Raw genomic sequence first — 20,083 nt, forward strand, 5'->3', positions numbered from 1 at the left:
ACAGTTCCAAGGGGGCGTTTTGACTTCCGCGAGACGTGATAGAGTGAGGCCGTCGTGACGGCCGAGGCGCAACGACGGCGGGCTTTTTGGCAGATCCTGCTGATCGCGGCGGGTCTTCTGGTGCTGACCGTGATCAGCGCCGGCTCCGTCTACCTCGTCAACGAGGCGCGGGAAGACAGCAAATGGGTGCTCCACACCATCGAGGCGCAGAGCCAGATCAACGCCCTGTTGCTCCAGATCCGCCGTGCCGAGAGCAGCGCCCGCGGCTTTCTCCTGACGCAAGGTTCGGATTTCCAGTCGGATCACGAGAAAGCCGTCGCCGCGATCATTCCGGCGCTCGACAAGCTCACGCGCCAGATCGGCGACAATCCGGCGCAACGCGACAGCATCGAGAAGCTAAGCGTGGCCATCGAGACCCGGCTCGACCAGTTCTCGCGGGAGATGAGCCTCGTCAAGCAGGGGCAGCTCGACCGCGCCACGGAGCTCGTCCGCGAGGCCGCCCGCGGCAACACCACGACCACGATCACCAACCAGGCCAATGCGATGATCCGCGAGGAGGAGCGGCTGTTTCGGCTCCGCACCGCCAACTCCGACCGCAGCCAGACCCTGGCCGCATCGATGACCGGCATCGGCTCCGGCCTCGTCGTGCTGCTGGCCATGATCTCGACCTGGCTGGTGCGGCGCTCGGCCCGCGCCCGTGACGAGGCCGAAGCGCGCCTGCGCGACGCCAACGTCAATCTGGAATCCATCGTCGACGAGCGCACAGCGGACCTGCGCGAAGCCAACGACGAGATCCAGCGTTTTGCCTATATCGTCAGCCACGACCTGCGCTCGCCGCTCGTCAACATCATGGGCTTCACCAGCGAGCTGGAAGAGCTCGGCGGCGACATCTTCCGCCGCATCGGCAGCCTCGCCCATGTCTCTGCCGACGGTGCGCCGCTGGCGCCCGCCGGCCCTGGCGAGATCGCGCTCGAAGGCGCCGACAAGCAGCTGTCCGAGGACTTCTCCGAAGCGCTCGGCTTCATCAAGTCTTCGATCGCCAAGATGGACCGGCTGATCTCGGCGATCCTCAACCTCACCCGCGAGGGCCGCCGCGAATTCCAGCCGGTCAAGATCGACACACGCGAGCTGATCGAGGCCATTGTGACCACGCTGGCCCACCAGGCGGACGAGGCGCAGGCCCAGATTCATGTCGAGCCGCTGCCGAATGTCGTGAGCGACCGGCTCGCGCTCGAACAGATTTTCTCCAATCTGATCGACAATGCCATCAAATATCTCAAGCCCGGCGTGCCCGGAGAGATCAGAATTCGCGGGCGGACCAAGCTCGGCTACGCTATCTTCGAGATCAGCGACAACGGCCGGGGGATCGACCCGAAGGATCACCAGCGGATATTCGACCTGTTCCGCCGCGCCGGAACCCAGGACAAGCCCGGCCAGGGCATTGGTCTTGCGCATGTGCGTGCACTTGTGCGTCGCCTCGGCGGCACCATGTCGGTATCATCGGAACTGAACGCGGGCAGCACCTTCACGATCACGCTGCCGATCGCCTGGAACGTGAACAACCGGAACAGAGATCGATGACCCAGCCTGTCACCATCATCATGATCGAGGACGACGAGGGACACGCCCGCCTGATCGAGCGCAACATCCGCCGCTCGGGCGTCAACAACGAGATCGTCTCCTTCACCAACGGCACCGATGCGATGCAGCACCTGTTCGGCGCCGACGGCAGCGGCCTCGTGCAGAAGGGCAATGCGCTTCTGATCCTGCTCGATCTCAACCTGCCCGACATGACCGGGATCGACATCCTCCGGCAGATCAAGGAAAACAAATATCTGAAGGCTTCGCCCGTGGTGGTCCTGACCACCACCGACGATTCCCAGGAAATCAAGCGCTGCTATGAGCTCGGCTGCAACGTGTACATCACCAAGCCCGTCAACTACGAGAATTTCGCCAATGCCATCCGGCAGCTCGGCCTGTTCTTCTCGGTCATCCAGGTCCCGCCCGCCGCCCCATGAACCAGCGCACGCCAACCCTGCTCTACATCGACGACGACCGTGCGCTGGCGCACCTGGTCGAACGCGGCCTGACGCGGCGCGGCTACAGGGTCGTCCATGCCGCGAGCGGCGAGGAGGGCCTGGAGCGCATCCGCCGCGCTGGCGCCGAGGGCGGCATCGACGTGGTCGCGCTCGACCAGTACATGCCGGGTCTCGACGGGCTGGAGACGCTCGAGCAGATCATGGCGATCCCGGACGCTCCGCCCGTCGTGTTCGTCACGGCCTCGCAGGATTCCAGCATCGCCGTCACCGCGCTGAAGGCCGGCGCGTCCGATTATCTCGTCAAGGACGTCACCGGCGATTTCATCCCCCTGCTCCACGTCGCGGCCGAGGGCGCGCTGCGTCAGGCTGAATTGCAGAAGGCGCGCGAGGAAGCCGAAGCCGAGATCCATGCCTCGCGCGACCGCTACGCAGCTCTTGCCGCCGAACGCGAGCTGCTGCTGCGCGAGGTCAATCATCGCGTCGGCAACTCGCTCCAGATCATCGCCTCCCTGCTGCACCTTCAGGCAAGCTCGGCCGCGCAGGACGAGGTCAAGGCAGCGCTGACCAACGCCATGGGCCGTGTCGCCGCGGTCGCGCAAGTGCACCGGCGCCTCTACACCTCGCAGGACCTCAAGAGCGTGGTGCTGAACCAGTATCTGGAGTCCCTGCTCGAGGATCTCCGCCGCTCGGCCGAAGGCAACCGGATGTCGCGCCTGACCCTGAAGGCCGAGCCGATCGAGATCGATCCGGACCGCGCGGTCGCCGTCGGCATCATCGTCAACGAGCTGGTGATGAACGCCGTGAAATACGCCTATCCCGACGGCGCCGGCCCGATCCATGTCGATCTGACCGCGCAAGGCGACGATCTCCTGCTGTCGATCGCCGACAACGGCGTCGGTGACGCCGTCAAGGCCGATCCGCGCTCCACCGGCATGGGCCAGCGCATCGTCGCGGCCATGGCCGCCAAGCTCGACGCCTCGGTCGAGCGCGATCCCGCGCATTCCGGAACCCGGGTCGTGCTGAAGTTCGCCCGCGTGCCCGCAAGCCCGGGCAAGACCAGCACCGCTGCCGCCGGCTGACCTCGCGCTGCCGTTGCGCCCCATCGCAACGGCCTCGCGATCCTGCTATCATCGCGAACCATGACTTCGCGCGACTCCGCTCCGTCTGAAATCACCCCGGCCGTGCTGCTGCGCGCCTATGCCTGCGGCATCTTTCCGATGGCGGAAAGTGCCGACGATCCGACCCTGTTCTGGGTCGAGCCGGAATTTCGCGGCGTCATCCCGCTCGACGGATTTCGCGTCGCCTCGCGGCTTGCGCGCACGGTGCGCTCGGACGTGTTTCGCGTCACCGTCAACACCGCGTTCAAGGCAACGATCGCGGGCTGCGCCGCGCCGCAGGCCGGGCGCGAGGACACCTGGATCAACAAGCGCATCCGTGACCTCTATGGCGGCCTATACCAGCTCGGCCATTGCCACAGCGTCGAAGCCTGGCAGGGCGATGATCTCGTCGGCGGGCTGTACGGCGTCAGCCTGGGGCGGGCCTTCTTCGGCGAGAGCATGTTTCACACCGCGCGCGACGCCTCGAAGGTCGCGCTGGTGCATCTGGTCGCGCGGCTCATTCATGGCGGCTTCGAGCTGCTCGACACTCAGTACGTCACCGAGCACCTGAAGAGTTTTGGCGCGGTCGAGATCTCACGGCGGCGCTACACCGCGCTGCTCGACAAGGCGCTGGCCGGCGAGCCCGGCGATTTCCTCAGACTCTCACCCGGCGAGGCCATCCCGGGCGCGCGCGCACTCGAGATCATCGCTTCAAGGCAATAGGACCCGATCAGCTAAGCGCTGATGCTTCACCTCTCCCGACGGGAGAGGTCGACCATGGCCTAGCGGCCAAACCCGGGAATCCCGAACAGGCCCGGCCGCTGCTCCGGCGGCGGGGGTGGCGGTGGCGCCGGTTGCTGCTGCTGGATCGGCGGCAGAGGTTGCGGTGGACGCTGCTGCACCTGCTTCGGCGCAGCCTTCTTCTGTGCGGGCGGCGGTGGCGGCGGCTTGGCCGCCGGATCCGGCGCCGCCGTCGCAATGGTCTGCTGCGGCTCTTTGCAGTCGGTGAGCCAGATGTCGTAGATCGGATGCTCGACGCCGTGCAGGCCCGGGCTTGCCGCGTACATCCAGCCGGAGAAGATCCGCTTCACCTCGCCCTGCAAGGTGATCTCGTCGACCTCGACGAAGGCATCGGTGTTGGTGGCCTCCGTCGCCGGCCGCGTGTAACAGGCGTCGGTCTTGACCCTGAGCGCGCCGAACTGGACGGTCTCGCCGATCTCCTCGTCGAAATTGATGATGCGGCCGGTGATCTTGTCGAGGCCGGAGAAGGTCGCCTTCTTGTTCACGATCTTCTGCGCCGGCGGCTCGGTAACGACCTCGTCGCCCGGCTGGAGACTTGCCGGGGTCTGCGGCACGGCGCCTGGAGCGCCCTTCTGCTGCGGCTGGCGCTGGCCGGGCGCACCCGGCGCGCCGGGCGGTGTGATCGCCGCGGAGGGCGGCTGGTTCGGCGGAGCCACGGTGGAGCCTGGCGGCGGCGCCAGCGGTTGGGTTTCGACCGGCCCCGGCATCACGTTCCCCTGCCGGCCCGGCGGCGGCGGCATCGGACGCGACGGCAGCACGCGGCCCTGGGGCGGCAGCTCCGGCACCTCCTCGTCGTCGTCGGGGATCTGCTGCGGCTGCGGCTGGCCGCGCGGAATGGTGCCGGGCGGCCGCAGCGGCGGCGGATCGGAAAAGATCGTGCCGATTTGGGCCTGAGCCGGCGTCGCAACCGTCAGTGCGGTGGCGGCCAAAAGCGCCGCAAGACCTGTCAGGGTAATGGTTCGAAACATCTCGCGCGGCTTCAACAGCGAATCGGGCTTGTTGGACATTCTATAGGGGTTACCGCCGCTCGCAGGCCATCCGGTTAACACGGCGAATAAGGCGGCGGAAGGGCGGCATCCCTGCCCTTCCCGGCCCCATCTGGCCAGACCGGGTCCCGAATGGGATAGTCAGTCAGCCCCTCCCAGGGGCGCGGGGCCGGCATCGCCCCCCAAACGACATCCAACCAGACTGGAAACCCCGAGGTCGCCCCATGCCCGTTGTGCTCGATCCCGATGCCGCCGCCGTCTACAGGGCTTTCCAGGACGCCGGCCGCCCGGCCTACGAGACCCTGACCGCGCCGGAGGCCCGCGCCTATTATGCGCAGGCGCGCTTTGCCACCAACCCTGATGCACCCGAGCTTGCCCGCGTCGCTTCGCTCTCGATCCCGGCCCCGCACGGCGCGATTCCCGCCCGTCTCTACGTTCCCAAGGAGCCGCGCCGGCACGAGAGCCTGTCGCCGGCCCTGGTGTTCTTCCACGGCGGCGGCTGGGTGATCGGCGATCTCGACTCCCACGACGTCGTCTGCCGTCAGCTCGCGGTCGAAGGCGCGCTGATCGTGATCTCGGTCGACTACCGCCTTGCGCCCGAGCACAAATTTCCCGCCGCCACCGAGGACGCGGTGGCCGCGACCCAATGGATTGCCGCCAACGCGCGCGAGCTCGGCATCGACGCGTCGCGGCTCTCGATCGGGGGCGACAGCGCCGGCGGCAATCTTACCGCAGTCGTCGCGCTCGCCGCGCGCGACGCTGGCGGCCCTGCGCTTGCGGGCCAGGTGCTGATCTATCCCGCCACCGATTTCGCCATGACGCACGGCTCCCACAGCGAGCCCGAGACCAGCGTGCTGCTGACGCATTCGGTGATCCGCTGGTTCCGCGACCATTATCTCAACGGCGCCGCCGACATCCACGACTGGCGCGCGTCGCCTGCGCGCGCGCCAAGCCTGGCCGGCTTGCCGCCGGCCTATGTGCTGACCGCCGGCGCCGATCCCTTGCGCGACGAAGGCAACGAATATGCCGTGCGCCTCGAGCAGGCCGGCGTGCCCGTGACGACCAGGCATTATCCCGGCCAATTCCACGGCTTCTTCACCATGGGCAAGCTGTTGCGAGAGGCCAATGTTGCCGTCGGCGAGGTCGGCGCGTGGCTGAAGGGACTGGGCTGAAACGCCGTTCCGCATGGCTTCTCCGCTCCAAACCATCGCCGCCCTGCCGCTGCGCGTCCTGAGCTGGCTGGGCAGCCAGGGCACGCGCGGGGTCGCCGCCATCGTGTTCATCGCAGCCGCGGTGCCGCCGCTCGGCGCATTGCTGCGTCCCTATCTCACCGAGGCGATCCTCTGCCTGCTCTGCATCTCCTTCATGCGGGTCGATGTGGCCGCGCTCTACAGCCATCTGCGCCGACCGGCGCTGGTTGCGACCGCCACGGCCTGGACCACGATCGGCGTGCCGCTGATCGTCGGCCTAATCGCGCATGCAACCGGCCTCACGGCTCGCGCGCCCGGGCTGTCGCTCGCATTGATGCTGCAGAGCATGGCCTCGCCGATGATGGCCTCGCCGGCCCTCGCCGCGCTGATGGGGCTCGATGCCACGCTCGTGCTGATCACGCTGGTGACCTCGACCGCGCTGGTGCCCTTCACGGCCTCGCTGTTCGCCGGCCTCTTCCTCGGCGACATGCTCAGCATCACGCCGCTCACACTCGGCCTGAAACTGCTGGGCATCCTCGCCGCATCGCTGCTGGCCGCGACCGCCATCCGGTGGATCTTCGGCAAAGAGGCGATCCAGCGTTACAAGACGCCGATCGACGGTCTCAACATCATCATCCTCTTCATCTTCGCTGCGGCGATCATGGGCGACGTCGTGAACGACCTCCTGGCACAGCCGCTGTTCACCGTCAGCCTCGCAGCCCTGTCCTTCGCGATCTACTTCACCCTCCTCGCCGTCACCACGCTGCTGTTCCGCCGCGTCGGCACCGAGCGCGCGCTGGCACTGGGACTGATGGTGTCACAGCGCAATCTCGGCCTGATGCTGGCGGCAACGGCCGGCGCATTGCCGACGACGACCTGGCTCTATTTCGCGCTGACGCAGTTTCCCATCCATCTTGCGCCGTACATCCTGATGCCGATCGCACGGCGCCTGACCGCGCGCGCAGATTCATCCCGCCGCGTGCCGGCAAAGGGCACCCCATAAGAATGCCCTCATCGATTCGGAGATGTCGAGGTGAGCCACGGCCGTTCCCTCATTTGCACCGCCGCAGTCGAGGAACCTCAATTCGGCGATCCCGTTGAAGCCTCTCACCGCAAGGAGGTTCGCGATGAAGTTTGCCACAATCCTGGTTCTCGGCTCGCTCGCCATGGCCTCGGCAGCAAGAGCAGATCAACCCGGACCTGACTGGATGCCGATGGAGCAAGTCAAGGCCAAGGTCATGGAATCCGGCTATTCGCAGGTGACCAAGCTTGAAGCCGACGACGGCCGATGGGAGGGCGAAGGCGTCAAGAACGGACAGAAGATGGAATTCCATGCCGACCCCAAGTCCGGCGCCATCGTGAGCGAAAAGCCGGATCGTTAGGCATCTCTGCTCGATGTGGACGTCGCGACTCCGCGGGGCGCACCGAGTTCAAGAGTACACGCCCTACCCCGCCCGCGCCGCACGCCGCAGCGCCTGCGGCGGCTGGCCGAAGGCCCGGATGAAGGCGCGGCGCATGCGCTCGGGATCGCGAAAGCCGGTCGCCTCCGCGACGCGCTCGATGCCCTCGCGCGAGGACTGCACGCGCTCGCGTGCGACCTCGAGCCGGAGCCGCTCGATCGCCTTGGATGGCGTCGTGCCGGTCTCGGCGGCGAAGGCGCGGGCGAAATGCCGCGCGCTCATGCCGGCGCGGTCGGCGAGATCCTCCACCGTCAGCGGCGCGTCGAGATTTTCACGTGCCCAGGACAACAGCGCACCGAAGCGGCCGTTCGGCGCCTTCAGCTCCAGCAGCGAGGAAAACTGCGACTGGCCGCCGCTGCGGCGATGATAGAGCACGAGCTGGCGCGCCGCGGCCCGCGCGATCTCCTCGCCATGGTCCTCGGTGACCATCGCGAGCGCGAGGTCGATGCCCGCGGTGATGCCGGCCGAGGTCCAGACATTGCCGTCGCGGGTGAAGATCTGGTCGGGCTCGAACTTCACCTTCGGATAGCGCGCGACGAAGTCGCGCGTCCGCCCCCAATGCGTGGTGGCGCGGCGGCCGTCGAGAAGACCCGCTTCTGCCAGCACATAGGCGCCCGAGCAGACGCTCGCGACCCGCACGCCGCGCCGCGCCAGCCGCTGCACGAAGGCGCGCGTGGCCTCGCAGCGCGCAGCATCCGCAACGCCGACGCCGCCCGCGATCACCAGCGTGGTGATCGCATTCGCCGACTTGAATTCGCGCGCCATCATCTCGACGCCTGACGAGCTGCGCACCGCTCCCGCGTTCAGCGCCAGCACCCGCAGCGCAAGCGGCTTGCCGGCGCAGCGGGCCGCGACCTCGAACACCGAGATCGGGCCGGCCGCATCGAGCAGCTGGAAATCCGGGAAAATCAGGATGCCGATCATAGCTCTGTCCGAAATAGTGGGAATTATGCCATTTCGGACACGACGGCAGCATGCCAATCTCTGTTCGTCAAGCTCTTCTTAGGAGGATCCGCCGATGTCTTCCCCGCTCCAGATCGGACTTCTGATATTCCCGCGCGTGACCCAGCTCGACTTCACCGGCCCCTTGCAGGTGTTTTCCATGGTGCCCGGCGCAAAGCTGCATTTGATCTGGAAGCGGATCGAGCCGGTGCCGAGCGATTCCGTGCTGACGCTGACGCCGACCACGACATTCGCCGACTGCCCGCAGCTCGACGTGATCTGCGTGCCCGGCGGCGGCGGCACCAACGACCTGCTGGGCGATGACGAGGTGCTCGACTTCCTGCGCCGGCAGGCCGTAGGCGCAAAATACGTCACCTCCGTCTGCACGGGATCGCTGGCGCTCGGCGCCGCCGGCCTGCTCAAGGGCTACCGCGCCGCGACCCATTGGAGCGCGATGGAGATGCTCGGCCAGTTCGGCGCGACGCCAACAAAGACGCGCGTCTGCATCGACCGCAACCGCATCACCGGCGGCGGCGTCACCGCCGGCATCGATTTCGCGCTGACGCTGGTGTCGATCCTGATCGATCGCACCACCGCGCAAGCGATCCAGCTCCAGATGGAATACAACCCGGCTCCGCCGTTCAATTCCGGCTCGCCCGATACGGCGCCAGCCGAAGTGATGGCCCTGCTCCGCGAGCGCGGCGCGCAAAACCACGCGCGGCGGCTGGAGGCAGTGAAGCGCGCCGCCGAGCGGGTCGTGTAGCACGCGTCGATGCCCCCGCGTCCCGGACGCGCCGCAGCGCGTAGCGCTGCTGCGCAGAGCCGGGATCCAGCAAGCCACACTGTCTGCGGCAACATAGGCCCCGTCTCTGCAGCGCACCGTCGAAACGACGCTGCGCTGCGTCCGGGGCACGAGATCTCCTCAAAGAAAAAGGCCGCTCGGTTTCCCAAGCGGCCTTTCCTGTCTTACGGCGGCTGCACATTCACATCGGGCGATGTCGGAGCTTCCAGACCGGGGGCCTATCTCCCGATCGAGTCCTTCCTCGGCGGCCGCTGCATCTCGGGACAGTCGCGAACTGTTGCCCGAACCGAACGCAATGGTCTCCCATCTCCGTAAGATGGGCTCATTGAGCCGCATCGCTGGCGCGGCTGCAACGTCCGCGCAGACGCCATCCCCGCTGTTCCCGTTGTCCACAGCGGCGTGAGGCGGATGCGGGTGCATCCAATTGATCGATGAAGATCGCGGGCTGAAGGACTAGCCAGGGGTCCAGGGCTGATAGTCGCCGGTCGCCTTCGGACGCTTGCCGCTGGCGAGGGTCGATCCCGAGGGACGATAGGCCTTGGCCGTGCCGGTGAGATTCGGCTGGTGCGGCTTCTCCCACTCGCGCGGCTGATAATTGGCCTCGGTCGGCGGCACATCGACGACGTGATGAATCCAGCCGTGCCAGGACGGCGGGATCCGGCTCGCTTCGGCATAGCCGTTATAGACCACCCAGCGCCGCTCGAAGCCCAGGGTCGGATCGATCGCCCCGCCGCGGGTGCGATAGTAGAGATTGCCCTGCTCGTCCTGGCCGACCAGCTCCCCGTACCTTTTGGTCCAGAGTTGGGTGCCAAAGGTCTGGCCGTTCCACCAGGTGAAGAACTTGAGGAAGAATTGTTTCATGCGGCAAGGGCCCTGCTTCGTCGGGCCCTGATGCCATCCGGCCGGCGAAATGTCCAGTTCGGCGGCGCGGTGCTGCCTGGGCACGTGCGCAGCGGCGACCCATGCATCGCCGCAAATCGGACGCGATCCGTTCATGCCGGGTACAGCGGCCGTGCGCGAGACTCCCTTCCCGCGCAAACCGACGTGATCCCAGGAACCACTGCTCTTTCATAGGGTTTGCTTTCCGGGAAAGGAGTTTACCATGAACAATCTGAGAGTTTTGAGCGCAGCTGCGACGCTGGCGCTCGTTCTACCCATGACCACACCGGGCTTCGCCCAGGATCGCGCCGCAGGTGCCGGCGGTGCCGGCGTACATGTCGGCGGTGGCGGCGGCGGAGCGCATATCGGCGGCGGTGGCGGCGGAGCCCGGATGGGCGGCGGTGCCGCGATGCACGGCGGTGGCGGCGGTTTCGCTGCAGGTGCCGCGGCACGTTCAGGCGGCGACAGTTTCGCGGCCGGTGCAGCGGTTCGTCCAAGCGGCGGCACGTCCTTCACCGGTGGCGCAGCCCGCAACTTCGCAGCCGCCAACGGCGGCACCTGGCAAAACCGCGGTGGCAGCTGGAGCGGCGGTAGTCATTGGAGCGGAGGACGGCACCATCATCACCACCGTCGCGGCGGCTTCTGGCCGGGCTTCGCGGCTGGCGCGGCGATCGGCGGCCTGGGCTCATACGCCTATTACGGCAGCAACTATGGCTATTACAGCGACCCCTATTACTACGACAGCTATTATGACGAACCGACGGTCGCGGTGGTCCCTGGCGGCGGCGATTCCTCAGCCTATTGCGCGCAGCGCTTCAAGTCGTATGACCCGGCTTCGGGCACCTATCTCGGTTATGACGGCCGGCGGCATCCCTGCCCGTAACCAGTCGAGCCACGCGTAACGGAAGGCGTCGCAGCATTGCGACGCCTTTTCCGTGCATCGGGCACATCTTCGTGATGTCGCCTGCGGCGAGCCCATCGCCGGCGATGATGTACAATTGCATGTAGATGGACCTGTATGCACCCAACCGTGCATATCTACCCGGACCCAATCCAAAATTGACCCGACACACGATTCGCGGATATCACCAATCCTAGTGGGGACTTCGATCTACTGGGAAGTGTCATGCCGCGTATTCTCGTGGTTGATGACGATCCGATGGTCGGCGCGACCATCGAGGTCCTCCTCCAACGTCAGGGCTTCGACGTCACGCTGACCGACGGTGGTGAAACTGGACTGGCTGCGCTGGAAACGCAGACCTTCGACGTGATGCTGGTCGACATCTTCATGCCGCACATGCGCGGCTTTGAGTCGATCCGCATCTTTCACGAGCGCGCACCGGCAACTCCGCTGATCGCGATGTCCGGTTACGCCTTCGCGTCATCCGCCTCGCCCTCTCCCGATTTCCTCCGCATGGCGCTGGAGCTCGGCGCGACGCGCTGCCTGCGCAAACCGTTCACGCCGGACGCGTTGCTGACCACGATCCGGGAATGCCTCGCAAGCGAGAGCGCGCAGCCGAAGGACAAGAAAGAAGCCCCTTGATTCCAACGCAGCGCGTCATTCTGGGTGCCGGACTTGCCATCCTCCTGATCATCACCGCGGCCTCGATCGCCCTCGACGTGAAGTCGCGCTCGGATGCTGCGCGGGTCAACCAGACGGTGCACGTCCAGAAGAAGATCTCCGATCTGCGCGTGCTGTTGCGCCGCGCCGAGAGCGCCGCGCGCGGCTACGAGCTGTACCGCACCCCGGGCTTCAGCGCCGAGTTCCAGGCGGTACAGGCCCAGATCGCGCCGGCGCTGGCCGACCTCAAGCGCGGCGTGCGCGACAATCCCGATCAGGTCGCGCTGCTGGAGGGCACCGAACCGCTGGCGCTGCGCCGGGTCGAGATCGCGGCCGAGGCGATGCGGCTGCGCGCGGCGAACGACCAGGCCGGCATTGCCGCGCTCAACGGCAGGGCCGAGGGCCGCGGCCTCATGGACACGGTGATGGCCAACCTCGACCGATTGAGCGCGGAGGAGGAACGCCTGCTCGCCGCGCGCTCCCAGGATTCGCGCCGCACGGGCGTCGTGCTGCTCGGCATCGATGTCGCGGGCGCCGTGCTGATCCTGCTGCTGGTCGCTTTGGTGATGCGCGAGAGCCGGCGCGCCACGGGCCAGCTCCAGACCTCGCTCGAACAGACGCAAGCTGCCAAGCAGGCGCTCGAAGCGGCGGTGGCCGAGCGTACCGAGCATCTGGTCACCGCGCATGACGAGCTGCGCCTGTCGGTCAACGTGCTGCAAAGCACGTTCGACAGCATGGCGGAGGCGGTGCTGGTGATCGATGCCGACGGCAACGTGCTGCTGTCCAATCCGGCCGCGGAGCGCATGCTGCTGCATCGCACCGGCATGAACCTGAGCAATCTGCGCGCGCTGTCGGACGTCTTCAACGGCGACGGCGTCACGCCGATGCAGGCCGACGAGCTGCCTTCGGTCCGCGTGCTGCGGGGCGAGAAGTTCGAGGACCTGGAGATGATCGTCCGGCCGCACAGCGGCAATCCGCCCCGCCATCTCATGGTCAGCGGCCGGCCGATGCTGGACGGGCACGGCGAGATCTCCGGCGCGGTGCTGGTCTATCACGACGCCACCATGTCGCGCGAGACCGAGCGGCAGCTGTACCAGTCGCAGAAGCTGGATGCGATCGGCAAGCTGACCGGCGGCGTCGCGCACGACTTCAACAACATGCTGACCGTGATCTCCGGCAACACCGAGACGCTGGTGGAAAGCCTGAAGCAGCAGCCCGAGCTGCAGCGCGTGGCGCGGCTGATCGACGATGCGGCCGAGCGCTGCGCCGAGCTGATCCAGCATCTGCTCGCCTTTGCGCGCCGGCAGCCGCTGCAGCCGCGCAACGTCGAGATCAACGCCGCGATCGCGGACATCGCCAAGCTGCTGCGCCCCACCCTCGGCGAACAGATCCAGATCGAGACCGTGCTGGAACAGGGGCCGATGACCGCGCATATCGATCCGTCCCGGCTCACCAATGCCGTGCTCAACATGGCCATCAACGCGCGCGACGCCATGCCGAACGGCGGCAAGCTGCTGCTGGAGACCCACCGCGTCGTGCTGGACGAGGCCTATGCGCAGGCCCATGCGGACGTGACCGCCGGCCCCTACATCATGCTCGCGGTCAGCGACACCGGTACCGGCATGTCCGTGGAGACCCAGCACAAGGCGTTCGAGCCCTTCTTCACCACCAAGGAGGTCGGCAAGGGATCCGGCCTGGGCCTCTCCATGGTCTACGGCTTCGTCAAGCAGTCCGGCGGCCACATCAAGATCTACAGCGAGGAAGGCCACGGCACCACGATCAAGCTCTATCTGCCGCCGGGCGAAGGCACCGCGGAGGTCGCGGTCGCCGCCGCGGCGCCGGCCGAGGGCGGCGCCGAGACCATCTTCGTCGTCGAGGACGATCCGCTGGTGCGCAATTTCGTCACCGCGCAGCTCACGAGCCTCGGCTACAAGACCATCGCCGCGCCCGACGGCAAGACCGCGCTGGACCTGATCACGGCCGGCCAGACCTTCGACCTGCTCTTCACCGACGTCGTCATCCCCGGCGGCATGAGCGGCCGCGAGCTCGCCGAGGAGGTGGCCAAGCTGCGGCCGGGTGTGAAGGTGCTCTACACCTCCGGCTACACCGACAACGCCATCGTCCATCACGGCAAGCTCGACGACGGCGTGATGCTGCTGACCAAGCCCTACCGGCGCAACCAGCTCGCGGAGATGATCCGGAAGGCGCTGGGCAGCGGACAAGTCTGATCGTCTGGATGATCGCTGGCACGCAGGATCGACGCCGGAAACTTTGGCGGTCGCCCAAAAGCATGGACCCGGCGCTCCAACTATCGACTTCACAAATGCGCAGTTCTCGTTAAAGTTGTCGGAGGCGCGCAAGGCGCGATGCCATGCGCGACATAAATCCGCGCGCTCCACATTGCCGATCCAGTTTGACAAATATTCACATGAACATGGGGTTTTGTCATGCAATCCAAATATTCTCTGGACCTCACCGATAGACGCAACCGTAACGGCGTTCTCCTCTCACGCATCGTTCGCAGCGACGGCACGCGCGGAGGCTACGTGCAGAACGAAGCGAACTTGAGCCAAAGCGGAACTTGCTGGCTTCACAATGACTCGGAAGCCTTTGGAGACGCCAGGATAACGGATAACGCGCAGGTGTATGGCCAGGTTTTTGGTCAGGCATCCGTCAGCGGCGATTGCCGGATCAACGGACAGGTCTTCGATTCCGCCGTCGTAGGCGAACACGCTCAAGTCACGGGGCGCGTCTACGGCCGGGCAGATGTACGCGGCAGCGCCCGCGTCATGGGAGAAGCGCTGGACGACGCGGTCGTCGACGGCAATGCGCTGATCCTGGGACGTATTGCAGGCGCCGCCAGGGCAACCGGAAATGATATCGTCATCGGCGTACGGTTCGTCCCGAAGGCACTCGGCGGGGGAGCACCGGGCGCCGCGCAGCCGGCGGCTCCAACTGTCGTGCTCACAGGCTATTCTTCTCCGACCCTCGTCAACGGCGCGGTGAGGATTTACCTTGAGCCGTCATTCGGGACCTTCGTCGACATCCACACCCCCCAACAAAGCATCCTCGGGTGGACGGAGATCAATAAGGCCACGGGGCTGGCGCAGCTTTCCCTGAAGGCGGCCGCGAAGGTCGACATCGGCAGGATTAAACGCTCGGTCAGCGTGGCGACGTTCGCCGAAGGCGGTCGCGCCGACTAAAGCATGATCCGGAAAAGTGCGTAGCGCTTTTCCGACAAGATCATGCTCGGGCAATTGCCAAAGCGCGATGCCGCGTCGTTCTGATCCTATCGCGCGCGAAACTAGCCCGGCGGCCCGAGCCCCTGGACCACCGGCTCCTTCTGCAGGAGACCGAAGAACTCGTCACTGTCGTAGATGCGCTGGTAATGCAGGTGTGTGAAGCTTGCGGGCATGTCGACGACGACCACACAGTCCTTGTCAGGATAGGACAGCCAGAAGCAGTGGACGTATTTCGACGGGATCACCAACAGGCGGATCAGAGGATTGCCCACAGCGTTTTTGTCAATCCAATAGGCCGCATTGCGTATCCACCGCGGCAGATTATTGCCGGGTGGCGGCGTGGTGATGGCTTCGATCTTCGGGATTCCGCCCGGTCCATGCACGATCGAGCGCGCGGATGCCACCACTTGCGTGCTCCCGGGCGCTGCGCCGGGCGCATTGCTCGCCACGCAAACGTTGTGATGAAAGCTACCTGTATCCCGCGCACCTGCGCGGAGCAGATTTGACGCACCTCCCGGAGCCGAGCTGATGCGATCGTCGACGATCCAGACGGGGAACGTCTCGGTGATTTCGTGCACCGGCGGGGCCGCACCGGGCGCCTTGGAGACCGCAGCCGCCCCCAACTTCGCGCCAATCTGCTGAGCAACGACTTTCTTCTGCTGGTCGGTCAATTCGACGGTGTAAGCCATGACTCAATGCTCCGTGTCCGAGGCAAATGGATCCTTCAGGCGCCCGCGGCGGGCGCAATCTGGAAATCAGAGTAGGTGCCGGCCCATCGGCCCATACCCCGGCCGCCCCTGACGTAGTCGTAGGAGACGGGAGATTCGATACCGAACCAGGGATCGAAAACTTCGAGCGTCCCGTCACCGTAGACGCCGGTGATGAGCACAACATGTGCGCCATGGGTGCTCCACTTGTACATCACCTCCACGGGACGACGGTTGGTCAAGATTTGCTGACGTATCTCGTCCAGGGTCAGCACTCTCTCGCTGTTGACCGGCGGAGACGGTATGTCGGGATTGACGTTGATGCTCAGATGCGAATACGCGATCTCGGGCCAGGCCCCCATGTCGCAAGCCGAGGGGTCTACGCAACAATTCGGGATGTTGTGAGCGATGCTGGCCAAGTGGCACATCGTCGGCGGTCCAGCCAGATCCTGGTCCATCACGCCGAGATGGCTGGCGACCATGACCGTGCAGGCTGCCCAACACCAATTGGCTTGGGGACGCTGCGAGACGTAGGCAATACCCAAGGACTCGATCGGCGCCGCGCCAGGTGCGCTCGTGATTTCAGTGCCATTGCCGGGCGCAATATAGACCGCCATTAGAACCTCCCAAAATTGCTATGCAAACGATTCAAACAAGGTCACAACCGAGGGCAGCCTCATTCCACTGAGCGACAGGAGCCCATAGCCGACGCCGGAAATGCCGAGCATGAGCCCCGGCCGGGCCACGACATCGCCCGGCCAGTCCCGGAACTCGCCCATGTCGATGATCCCTTCCGCGACGGTCGCGGCAGCCTGATCCACCTTCGGCGAAAAGGTCGGGACCGAGAGCATCCGGCCACCGATGCGGCATATCTCGGCGAGCCCGATCGTTCCGTGACAGAGCCCCTCGTCGCGCTGGGGACTGTCGATCGATTCACACAACGCCTCGTGGGTTCTCTCCAGAGCGGTGATCGCAACCGACCGATGGTGATCCCTCAGCAAGATGTCGCTGCGCATTGCCTGCAACCGCGCGATCGCAATTCCGCCGGCGCCGTGGCACCACGCGTCGAAACCTCTTTGCGCCGCAGTAGCCGCACGAAGATCGGGCCAGCTGCCGAGTTGCGGGTCGAACGCCTGTTCCTCGTATCTGAACGCCGAGCGAGCGCCCGCGAGGAACTCCGCGCGGCCCGATCGCTCAAACAACCGCAACAGCGACACGGCCATTCCCGAGGCTCCATGGGAGAGACCGCACAGCGGCACGGTACCGCTCACGGCACCATTGATAGTCCTCGGAGGCCAGGCGAATCCTCCGCCGCGAGCTTCGGCCTGACCGAGGATTTCCTCTCCAAGCCTCGAGGCCAACGCAGCCAGATGCATCCGGAAGCCATGCGGCTCAAAATTCAACAGCCCGAGGATCGTACCGGCGCTTCCGGCCATCACATCGAGCGAATGCGGCCGGCCGGTTCCCTGCGCAAGCAGATGAAGGACGTCCGGCAGGGCAATGCTCGGTGCGGGGGCATCCAGCATGCGCCCGATCAGGCCGGTCACAAAATGCAGCCCGAAACGGCCTTCGAAGATAGACAGATCGGAAGGCGAGACGGGCACGGAATGGGCTTGGAGATGAGCCGCGCGCAAGGCGCCGATGCTGGTTTCGGCATATTGGGGCCGACCAAAGGCCGCATGCGCGGCCGCGAGAAACAGTGCGACCCCTCCGAGCCCGTTGTAAAGATCGAACCCCAATGGACGCAGTGTTGGAACACTGGCCAGCGGGCTGGCACCGATCCAGTTGCAGGAGCGGTTGTCTCGGTCCCAGATCGCCGTTGCGCACAGCATGTCTGCAATGCGCCGGACCGCCTCGAGACACGTGCTGGTCTTAGGGTCCATGGCGCGTGCTTTCGTAGATGTCCTCAGAGCGCGGACCAAGATGGGGCCGCGCACAATCCAAGCCTGCGCGCTGAAATTCTCCGATGACGTACCGAAGCTTCGACTCGCGGCCTTCCGCCTGCGCCACGAAGGCACGCCAAAGCCCACGGGCGACGAGCCGCGAGCGGTTCTGTCCGAAGCTGCTGCCGTCTGCCGGATCCTCTGCGACCGCGATCCCACGGGCCATCTTCCTGGCGAAGGCCGGAATCCCCTCTCGAGTCTTGACGGAGTCGAACAGTCTCCGCAGCACGTCATGGCTGGCGCGATAGATGCGCTTCCGCAGATAGAGGACGGCTGCGTCGGTTCGCCCATACGAGCCGGGATCGTCGGGGACCTTGAGGCGGAAGGGAATTGCGCAGCTGTTCAGTAGTGCGCAGCAGCGCTCCACCAGTTCGGCGCCCGCCGCCGCGCCGACGTTGAAGTACACACGCGTCGTGATGTCCGGCTCGTCGAAAGGATCCGGCGTTTCGCCGAGTGCGACGTACCAGCCGGGAATCAGGTTGAAGAGCTCCTTGCCGACATCGATCTGATAGTGCCTGTGCACTCCTTCGATGTCCGGGTCAGGGAACATTTCCGATGTGGATACATGGATCTGCAGTCCGTCCCGATGCAGGACAGACACGTTCCCCATTCGCGTCAGCACCGACCAACCCGGCTCCCAGCCTCGCCTGCTGCTGTTCGCGGCGGACAGACGCGCCGCGAACGGCACGCGCTCGCCGCGCGATCCCGAGTGACGGGCGAACTGCAACCGCGCATAGATGCGCCGGTATATCTCATCGGCGATCACACCCACGATGGCATCGCCCTCACCTACCCCAGCCCCCGGCGATGGCCCGGCAACGCCCGGAGCCAGGGTTCGCTTCTGCCCAAACGCCGTGTATTCGTTGAGACCCGTGACATTGATCGCATCGACACAATAGAAGACAGCGGCGTGGACTTGCGGGGTCATTGAACTCTCATCGAAGCTGTCGCCGTTGCTTCCAGCAAGGCATGCCTGACCCAGCCCGGAATGCAGATCGCGCGCTCCGCCACCTGGAGCGCCATCTCGCAATGCTGAAGCGCGTGTTGCTCGTGTTGATGCTGGGCATACTCGACCGCGAATTGGACGAGGCGCGCACCAGACAGCGCGAAGGCGCGTTCGAACGCCTCGCGCGACGAGGCCGTACCGCGAGCATCGGCATAGGCCCGCATGAACTCGATCACGGCTGCACGCTGGGTGATCAGCGGCACGCTCGCCAATGGGGCCAATCGATCGAGGCTTGGGGCCGCGACGATCGGAAATGAAAATATCCAGTAGAGTAAGATGCCCTGGAGAAAGCCCGCGATGTCCCACGCGGGATCACCGATCTGGCAGAGCTCCCAGTCGACGACGGACAGCCGGTCGAGCGCCCGGGTCGCGCCATGCGAAGCCACGCTAAAGAGCAGATTGTCAGACTTGATGTCGCCATGTATGACGCATTCGGCTCGCCAATCGTCATGTAGACGCTGCATTCCGGCGCAGAGTTCGCCGTGGCGCTGCAGGGCCTTGAGACATTGATAGCTCCCGGGTGAGACCAGGCGAAAGCTCGCGGCGCCGGGCCGATGCAGCTTGAGCGCCCAGGGCGCGTCGTGAGAGAGCCCCGCCTTGCATGATTCAAGTGCGGCGGTCGCATCGTGCAAACGTCCCAAGAACTCTCCGAGACGGCGACCCACGGTTGCTGCTTGCGTGGGAAAGGCCTGCAAGGCCTGGAACATCGTCACGGAGTCAGGCACGAACTCCACCGCCAGCGCCTCCTCCTGATCGTCGATGAGCAAGGCACGCGGAATCTGTGCCTGGAGTTCGGACCGCAGGAGCGGCGCGATCTCGCGGTAGAAACTCCGTTCGACCTGAAACGCCTTTCGGTTCTCCTCGAGCCAAATGCCCTGCTTGAGGATGAGGCCGCGCGTTCGATCACGCACCAGGTAGTTATAATTTCGGCCCGGCAGGGGCGCGATCTCGAGCAGCCCGGCAACAACCGATCCAGGCTCTATCAGCTTGTGCTGTACAAGATAGCTGGCAATGAAAGGCGAACTGATCACGTTCGGACTCGCTCGCAGCAAAGACCACATAGACCCGGTCGGCTGGCAAGAGAGATGCAGCCGGTGCCGCCGCTCTCTTGCCATTGCTTGGTCAGGACAGGTGTCCCTAGAGGGGTGGCTATCCCCTCGGTCCGCATATGAAGAGATGGGTCTCCATCTCCGGTGGATAGCCGGGCGCGCCGCAGACGAGACCCTGCGTGCCGATGCCGCCGGGCGCCTGACAAATCGGCCACGACGTCGGGAAGCAACCATAGGTCAGCGAACCCGGGGGCAAGAACGAGCCGCCAGGCGCGCCGCAAACCAGACCTTGCGTACCAATTCCACCGGGCGCGCCGCAGACCAGCCCTTGCGTGCCGATGCCACCGGGCGCGCCGCAGACAAGACCCTGCGTGCCGAT

General features: G+C 65.6%; 21 protein-coding genes. 12 read left to right on the top strand and 9 right to left on the bottom strand.

Features of this window, described 5'->3' with window-relative positions:
* The first annotated feature begins 54 nt into the window (after positions 1–54).
* From K410_RS0120900 to aat, 4 genes are read left to right on the top strand one after another with little or no spacing between them, the layout of a single operon-like run.
* Positions 55–1,581, top strand: coding sequence for a sensor histidine kinase (locus K410_RS0120900; RefSeq protein WP_028136678.1), 1,527 nt, complete (start codon positions 55–57; stop codon positions 1,579–1,581).
* Positions 1,578–2,018 (top strand): response regulator, encoded by a 441-nt coding sequence (locus tag K410_RS0120905; protein WP_028136679.1) that lies wholly within the window; start codon positions 1,578–1,580, stop codon positions 2,016–2,018. The genes K410_RS0120900 and K410_RS0120905 overlap by 4 nt, the downstream gene beginning before the upstream one ends.
* Positions 2,015–3,118 carry a sensor histidine kinase gene (locus tag K410_RS0120910; RefSeq protein WP_028136680.1) on the top strand — a complete coding sequence of 368 codons (1,104 nt, stop codon included), beginning with the start codon at positions 2,015–2,017 and terminating at the stop codon, positions 3,116–3,118. Before K410_RS0120905 ends, K410_RS0120910 begins: the two co-directional genes overlap by 4 nt.
* Positions 3,119–3,178: 60 nt before the next feature.
* Positions 3,179–3,859 (top strand): leucyl/phenylalanyl-tRNA--protein transferase, encoded by a 681-nt coding sequence (aat, locus tag K410_RS0120915; RefSeq protein WP_028136681.1) that lies wholly within the window; start codon positions 3,179–3,181, stop codon positions 3,857–3,859.
* A gap of 59 nt (positions 3,860–3,918) precedes the next feature.
* On the opposite strand, the gene K410_RS0120920 is transcribed toward aat, so the two are convergent.
* Positions 3,919–4,944: a DUF2155 domain-containing protein gene (locus K410_RS0120920; protein ID WP_028136682.1), complete on the bottom strand. Its 1,026-nt coding sequence runs from the start codon at positions 4,942–4,944 to the stop codon at positions 3,919–3,921.
* 203 nt (positions 4,945–5,147) lie between these two features.
* Between K410_RS0120920 and lipP1 the strand changes: the two genes are divergently transcribed.
* From lipP1 to K410_RS0120935, 3 genes are all read left to right on the top strand, one after another.
* Positions 5,148–6,095 carry a LipP1 family hormone-sensitive lipase gene (gene lipP1, locus K410_RS0120925; RefSeq protein WP_028136683.1) on the top strand — a complete coding sequence of 316 codons (948 nt, stop codon included), beginning with the start codon at positions 5,148–5,150 and terminating at the stop codon, positions 6,093–6,095.
* 13 nt (positions 6,096–6,108) lie between these two features.
* On the top strand, positions 6,109–7,116 hold the full coding sequence (locus tag K410_RS0120930) for a hypothetical protein (RefSeq protein WP_028136684.1): 1,008 nt from the start codon (positions 6,109–6,111) through the stop codon (positions 7,114–7,116).
* Between the two features lie 124 nt (positions 7,117–7,240).
* The gene (locus K410_RS0120935) at positions 7,241–7,495 is read left to right on the top strand and encodes a PepSY domain-containing protein (RefSeq protein ID WP_028136685.1); all 255 of its coding nucleotides are present in this window, start codon (positions 7,241–7,243) and stop codon (positions 7,493–7,495) included.
* 63 nt (positions 7,496–7,558) lie between these two features.
* On the opposite strand, the gene K410_RS0120940 is transcribed toward K410_RS0120935, so the two are convergent.
* On the bottom strand, positions 7,559–8,497 hold the full coding sequence (locus tag K410_RS0120940) for a GlxA family transcriptional regulator (RefSeq protein ID WP_028136686.1): 939 nt from the start codon (positions 8,495–8,497) through the stop codon (positions 7,559–7,561).
* A 94-nt stretch (positions 8,498–8,591) separates the two neighbouring features.
* Here K410_RS0120940 and K410_RS0120945 point away from each other — a divergent pair, with 94 nt between their 5' ends.
* The gene (locus K410_RS0120945; RefSeq protein WP_028136687.1) at positions 8,592–9,278 is read left to right on the top strand and encodes a DJ-1/PfpI family protein; all 687 of its coding nucleotides are present in this window, start codon (positions 8,592–8,594) and stop codon (positions 9,276–9,278) included.
* A 492-nt stretch (positions 9,279–9,770) separates the two neighbouring features.
* On the opposite strand, the gene K410_RS0120950 is transcribed toward K410_RS0120945, so the two are convergent.
* On the bottom strand, positions 9,771–10,178 hold the full coding sequence (locus K410_RS0120950) for an NADH:ubiquinone oxidoreductase subunit NDUFA12 (protein ID WP_028136688.1): 408 nt from the start codon (positions 10,176–10,178) through the stop codon (positions 9,771–9,773).
* A 241-nt stretch (positions 10,179–10,419) separates the two neighbouring features.
* Between K410_RS0120950 and K410_RS0120955 the strand changes: the two genes are divergently transcribed.
* From K410_RS0120955 to K410_RS37095, 4 genes are all read left to right on the top strand, one after another.
* A complete protein-coding gene (locus K410_RS0120955) occupies positions 10,420–11,079 on the top strand; it encodes a BA14K family protein (protein WP_028136689.1) in 660 nt (219 codons plus the stop codon).
* 243 nt (positions 11,080–11,322) lie between these two features.
* Entirely contained in the window at positions 11,323–11,739 is a 417-nt protein-coding gene (locus tag K410_RS0120960) for a response regulator (protein ID WP_028136690.1), read from the top strand.
* Positions 11,736–13,985 carry a CHASE3 domain-containing protein gene (locus tag K410_RS0120965; RefSeq protein ID WP_028136691.1) on the top strand — a complete coding sequence of 750 codons (2,250 nt, stop codon included), beginning with the start codon at positions 11,736–11,738 and terminating at the stop codon, positions 13,983–13,985. The genes K410_RS0120960 and K410_RS0120965 overlap by 4 nt, the downstream gene beginning before the upstream one ends.
* Positions 13,986–14,204: 219 nt before the next feature.
* Entirely contained in the window at positions 14,205–14,960 is a 756-nt protein-coding gene (locus K410_RS37095) for a hypothetical protein (RefSeq protein WP_049820141.1), read from the top strand.
* 101 nt (positions 14,961–15,061) lie between these two features.
* Here K410_RS37095 and K410_RS0120975 read toward each other — a convergent pair whose 3' ends face one another.
* The 6 genes from K410_RS0120975 to K410_RS40805 all read right to left on the bottom strand — a co-directional run.
* Entirely contained in the window at positions 15,062–15,688 is a 627-nt protein-coding gene (locus K410_RS0120975; protein ID WP_028136692.1) for a hypothetical protein, read from the bottom strand.
* 35 nt (positions 15,689–15,723) lie between these two features.
* On the bottom strand, positions 15,724–16,323 hold the full coding sequence (locus K410_RS0120980) for a papain-like cysteine protease family protein (RefSeq protein ID WP_028136693.1): 600 nt from the start codon (positions 16,321–16,323) through the stop codon (positions 15,724–15,726).
* An 18-nt stretch (positions 16,324–16,341) separates the two neighbouring features.
* Complete coding sequence (locus K410_RS0120985) at positions 16,342–17,589, bottom strand: lanthionine synthetase LanC family protein (protein WP_028136694.1); 1,248 nt, start codon at positions 17,587–17,589, stop codon at positions 16,342–16,344.
* The gene (locus tag K410_RS40460; protein WP_196236028.1) at positions 17,579–18,577 is read right to left on the bottom strand and encodes a T3SS effector HopA1 family protein; all 999 of its coding nucleotides are present in this window, start codon (positions 18,575–18,577) and stop codon (positions 17,579–17,581) included. The genes K410_RS0120985 and K410_RS40460 overlap by 11 nt, the downstream gene beginning before the upstream one ends.
* Positions 18,574–19,686 (bottom strand): phosphotransferase family protein, encoded by a 1,113-nt coding sequence (locus K410_RS0120995; RefSeq protein ID WP_196236029.1) that lies wholly within the window; start codon positions 19,684–19,686, stop codon positions 18,574–18,576. Before K410_RS0120995 ends, K410_RS40460 begins: the two co-directional genes overlap by 4 nt.
* 118 nt (positions 19,687–19,804) lie before the next feature.
* On the bottom strand, positions 19,805–20,083 hold a 279-nt coding region (locus K410_RS40805), incomplete at its 5' end, for a hypothetical protein (protein WP_210164237.1).

This window comes from Bradyrhizobium sp. 22 (assembly GCF_000482425.1).
GTDB classification, from domain to species: domain Bacteria; phylum Pseudomonadota; class Alphaproteobacteria; order Rhizobiales; family Xanthobacteraceae; genus Bradyrhizobium; species Bradyrhizobium japonicum_B.

Coding starts and splice junctions, on each gene's coding strand:
- K410_RS0120905 (WP_028136679.1), top strand. CDS start 1,578: ATGACCCAGCCTGTCACCATCATCATGATCGAGGACGACGAGGGACAC.
- K410_RS0120910 (WP_028136680.1), top strand. CDS start 2,015: ATGAACCAGCGCACGCCAACCCTGCTCTACATCGACGACGACCGTGCG.
- aat (WP_028136681.1), top strand. CDS start 3,179: ATGACTTCGCGCGACTCCGCTCCGTCTGAAATCACCCCGGCCGTGCTG.
- K410_RS0120920 (WP_028136682.1), bottom strand. CDS start 4,944: ATGTCCAACAAGCCCGATTCGCTGTTGAAGCCGCGCGAGATGTTTCGA.
- lipP1 (WP_028136683.1), top strand. CDS start 5,148: ATGCCCGTTGTGCTCGATCCCGATGCCGCCGCCGTCTACAGGGCTTTC.
- K410_RS0120930 (WP_028136684.1), top strand. CDS start 6,109: ATGGCTTCTCCGCTCCAAACCATCGCCGCCCTGCCGCTGCGCGTCCTG.
- K410_RS0120935 (WP_028136685.1), top strand. CDS start 7,241: ATGAAGTTTGCCACAATCCTGGTTCTCGGCTCGCTCGCCATGGCCTCG.
- K410_RS0120940 (WP_028136686.1), bottom strand. CDS start 8,497: ATGATCGGCATCCTGATTTTCCCGGATTTCCAGCTGCTCGATGCGGCC.
- K410_RS0120945 (WP_028136687.1), top strand. CDS start 8,592: ATGTCTTCCCCGCTCCAGATCGGACTTCTGATATTCCCGCGCGTGACC.
- K410_RS0120950 (WP_028136688.1), bottom strand. CDS start 10,178: ATGAAACAATTCTTCCTCAAGTTCTTCACCTGGTGGAACGGCCAGACC.
- K410_RS0120955 (WP_028136689.1), top strand. CDS start 10,420: ATGAACAATCTGAGAGTTTTGAGCGCAGCTGCGACGCTGGCGCTCGTT.
- K410_RS0120960 (WP_028136690.1), top strand. CDS start 11,323: ATGCCGCGTATTCTCGTGGTTGATGACGATCCGATGGTCGGCGCGACC.
- K410_RS37095 (WP_049820141.1), top strand. CDS start 14,205: ATGCAATCCAAATATTCTCTGGACCTCACCGATAGACGCAACCGTAAC.
- K410_RS0120975 (WP_028136692.1), bottom strand. CDS start 15,688: ATGGCTTACACCGTCGAATTGACCGACCAGCAGAAGAAAGTCGTTGCT.
- K410_RS0120980 (WP_028136693.1), bottom strand. CDS start 16,323: ATGGCGGTCTATATTGCGCCCGGCAATGGCACTGAAATCACGAGCGCA.
- K410_RS0120985 (WP_028136694.1), bottom strand. CDS start 17,589: ATGGACCCTAAGACCAGCACGTGTCTCGAGGCGGTCCGGCGCATTGCA.
- K410_RS40460 (WP_196236028.1), bottom strand. CDS start 18,577: ATGACCCCGCAAGTCCACGCCGCTGTCTTCTATTGTGTCGATGCGATC.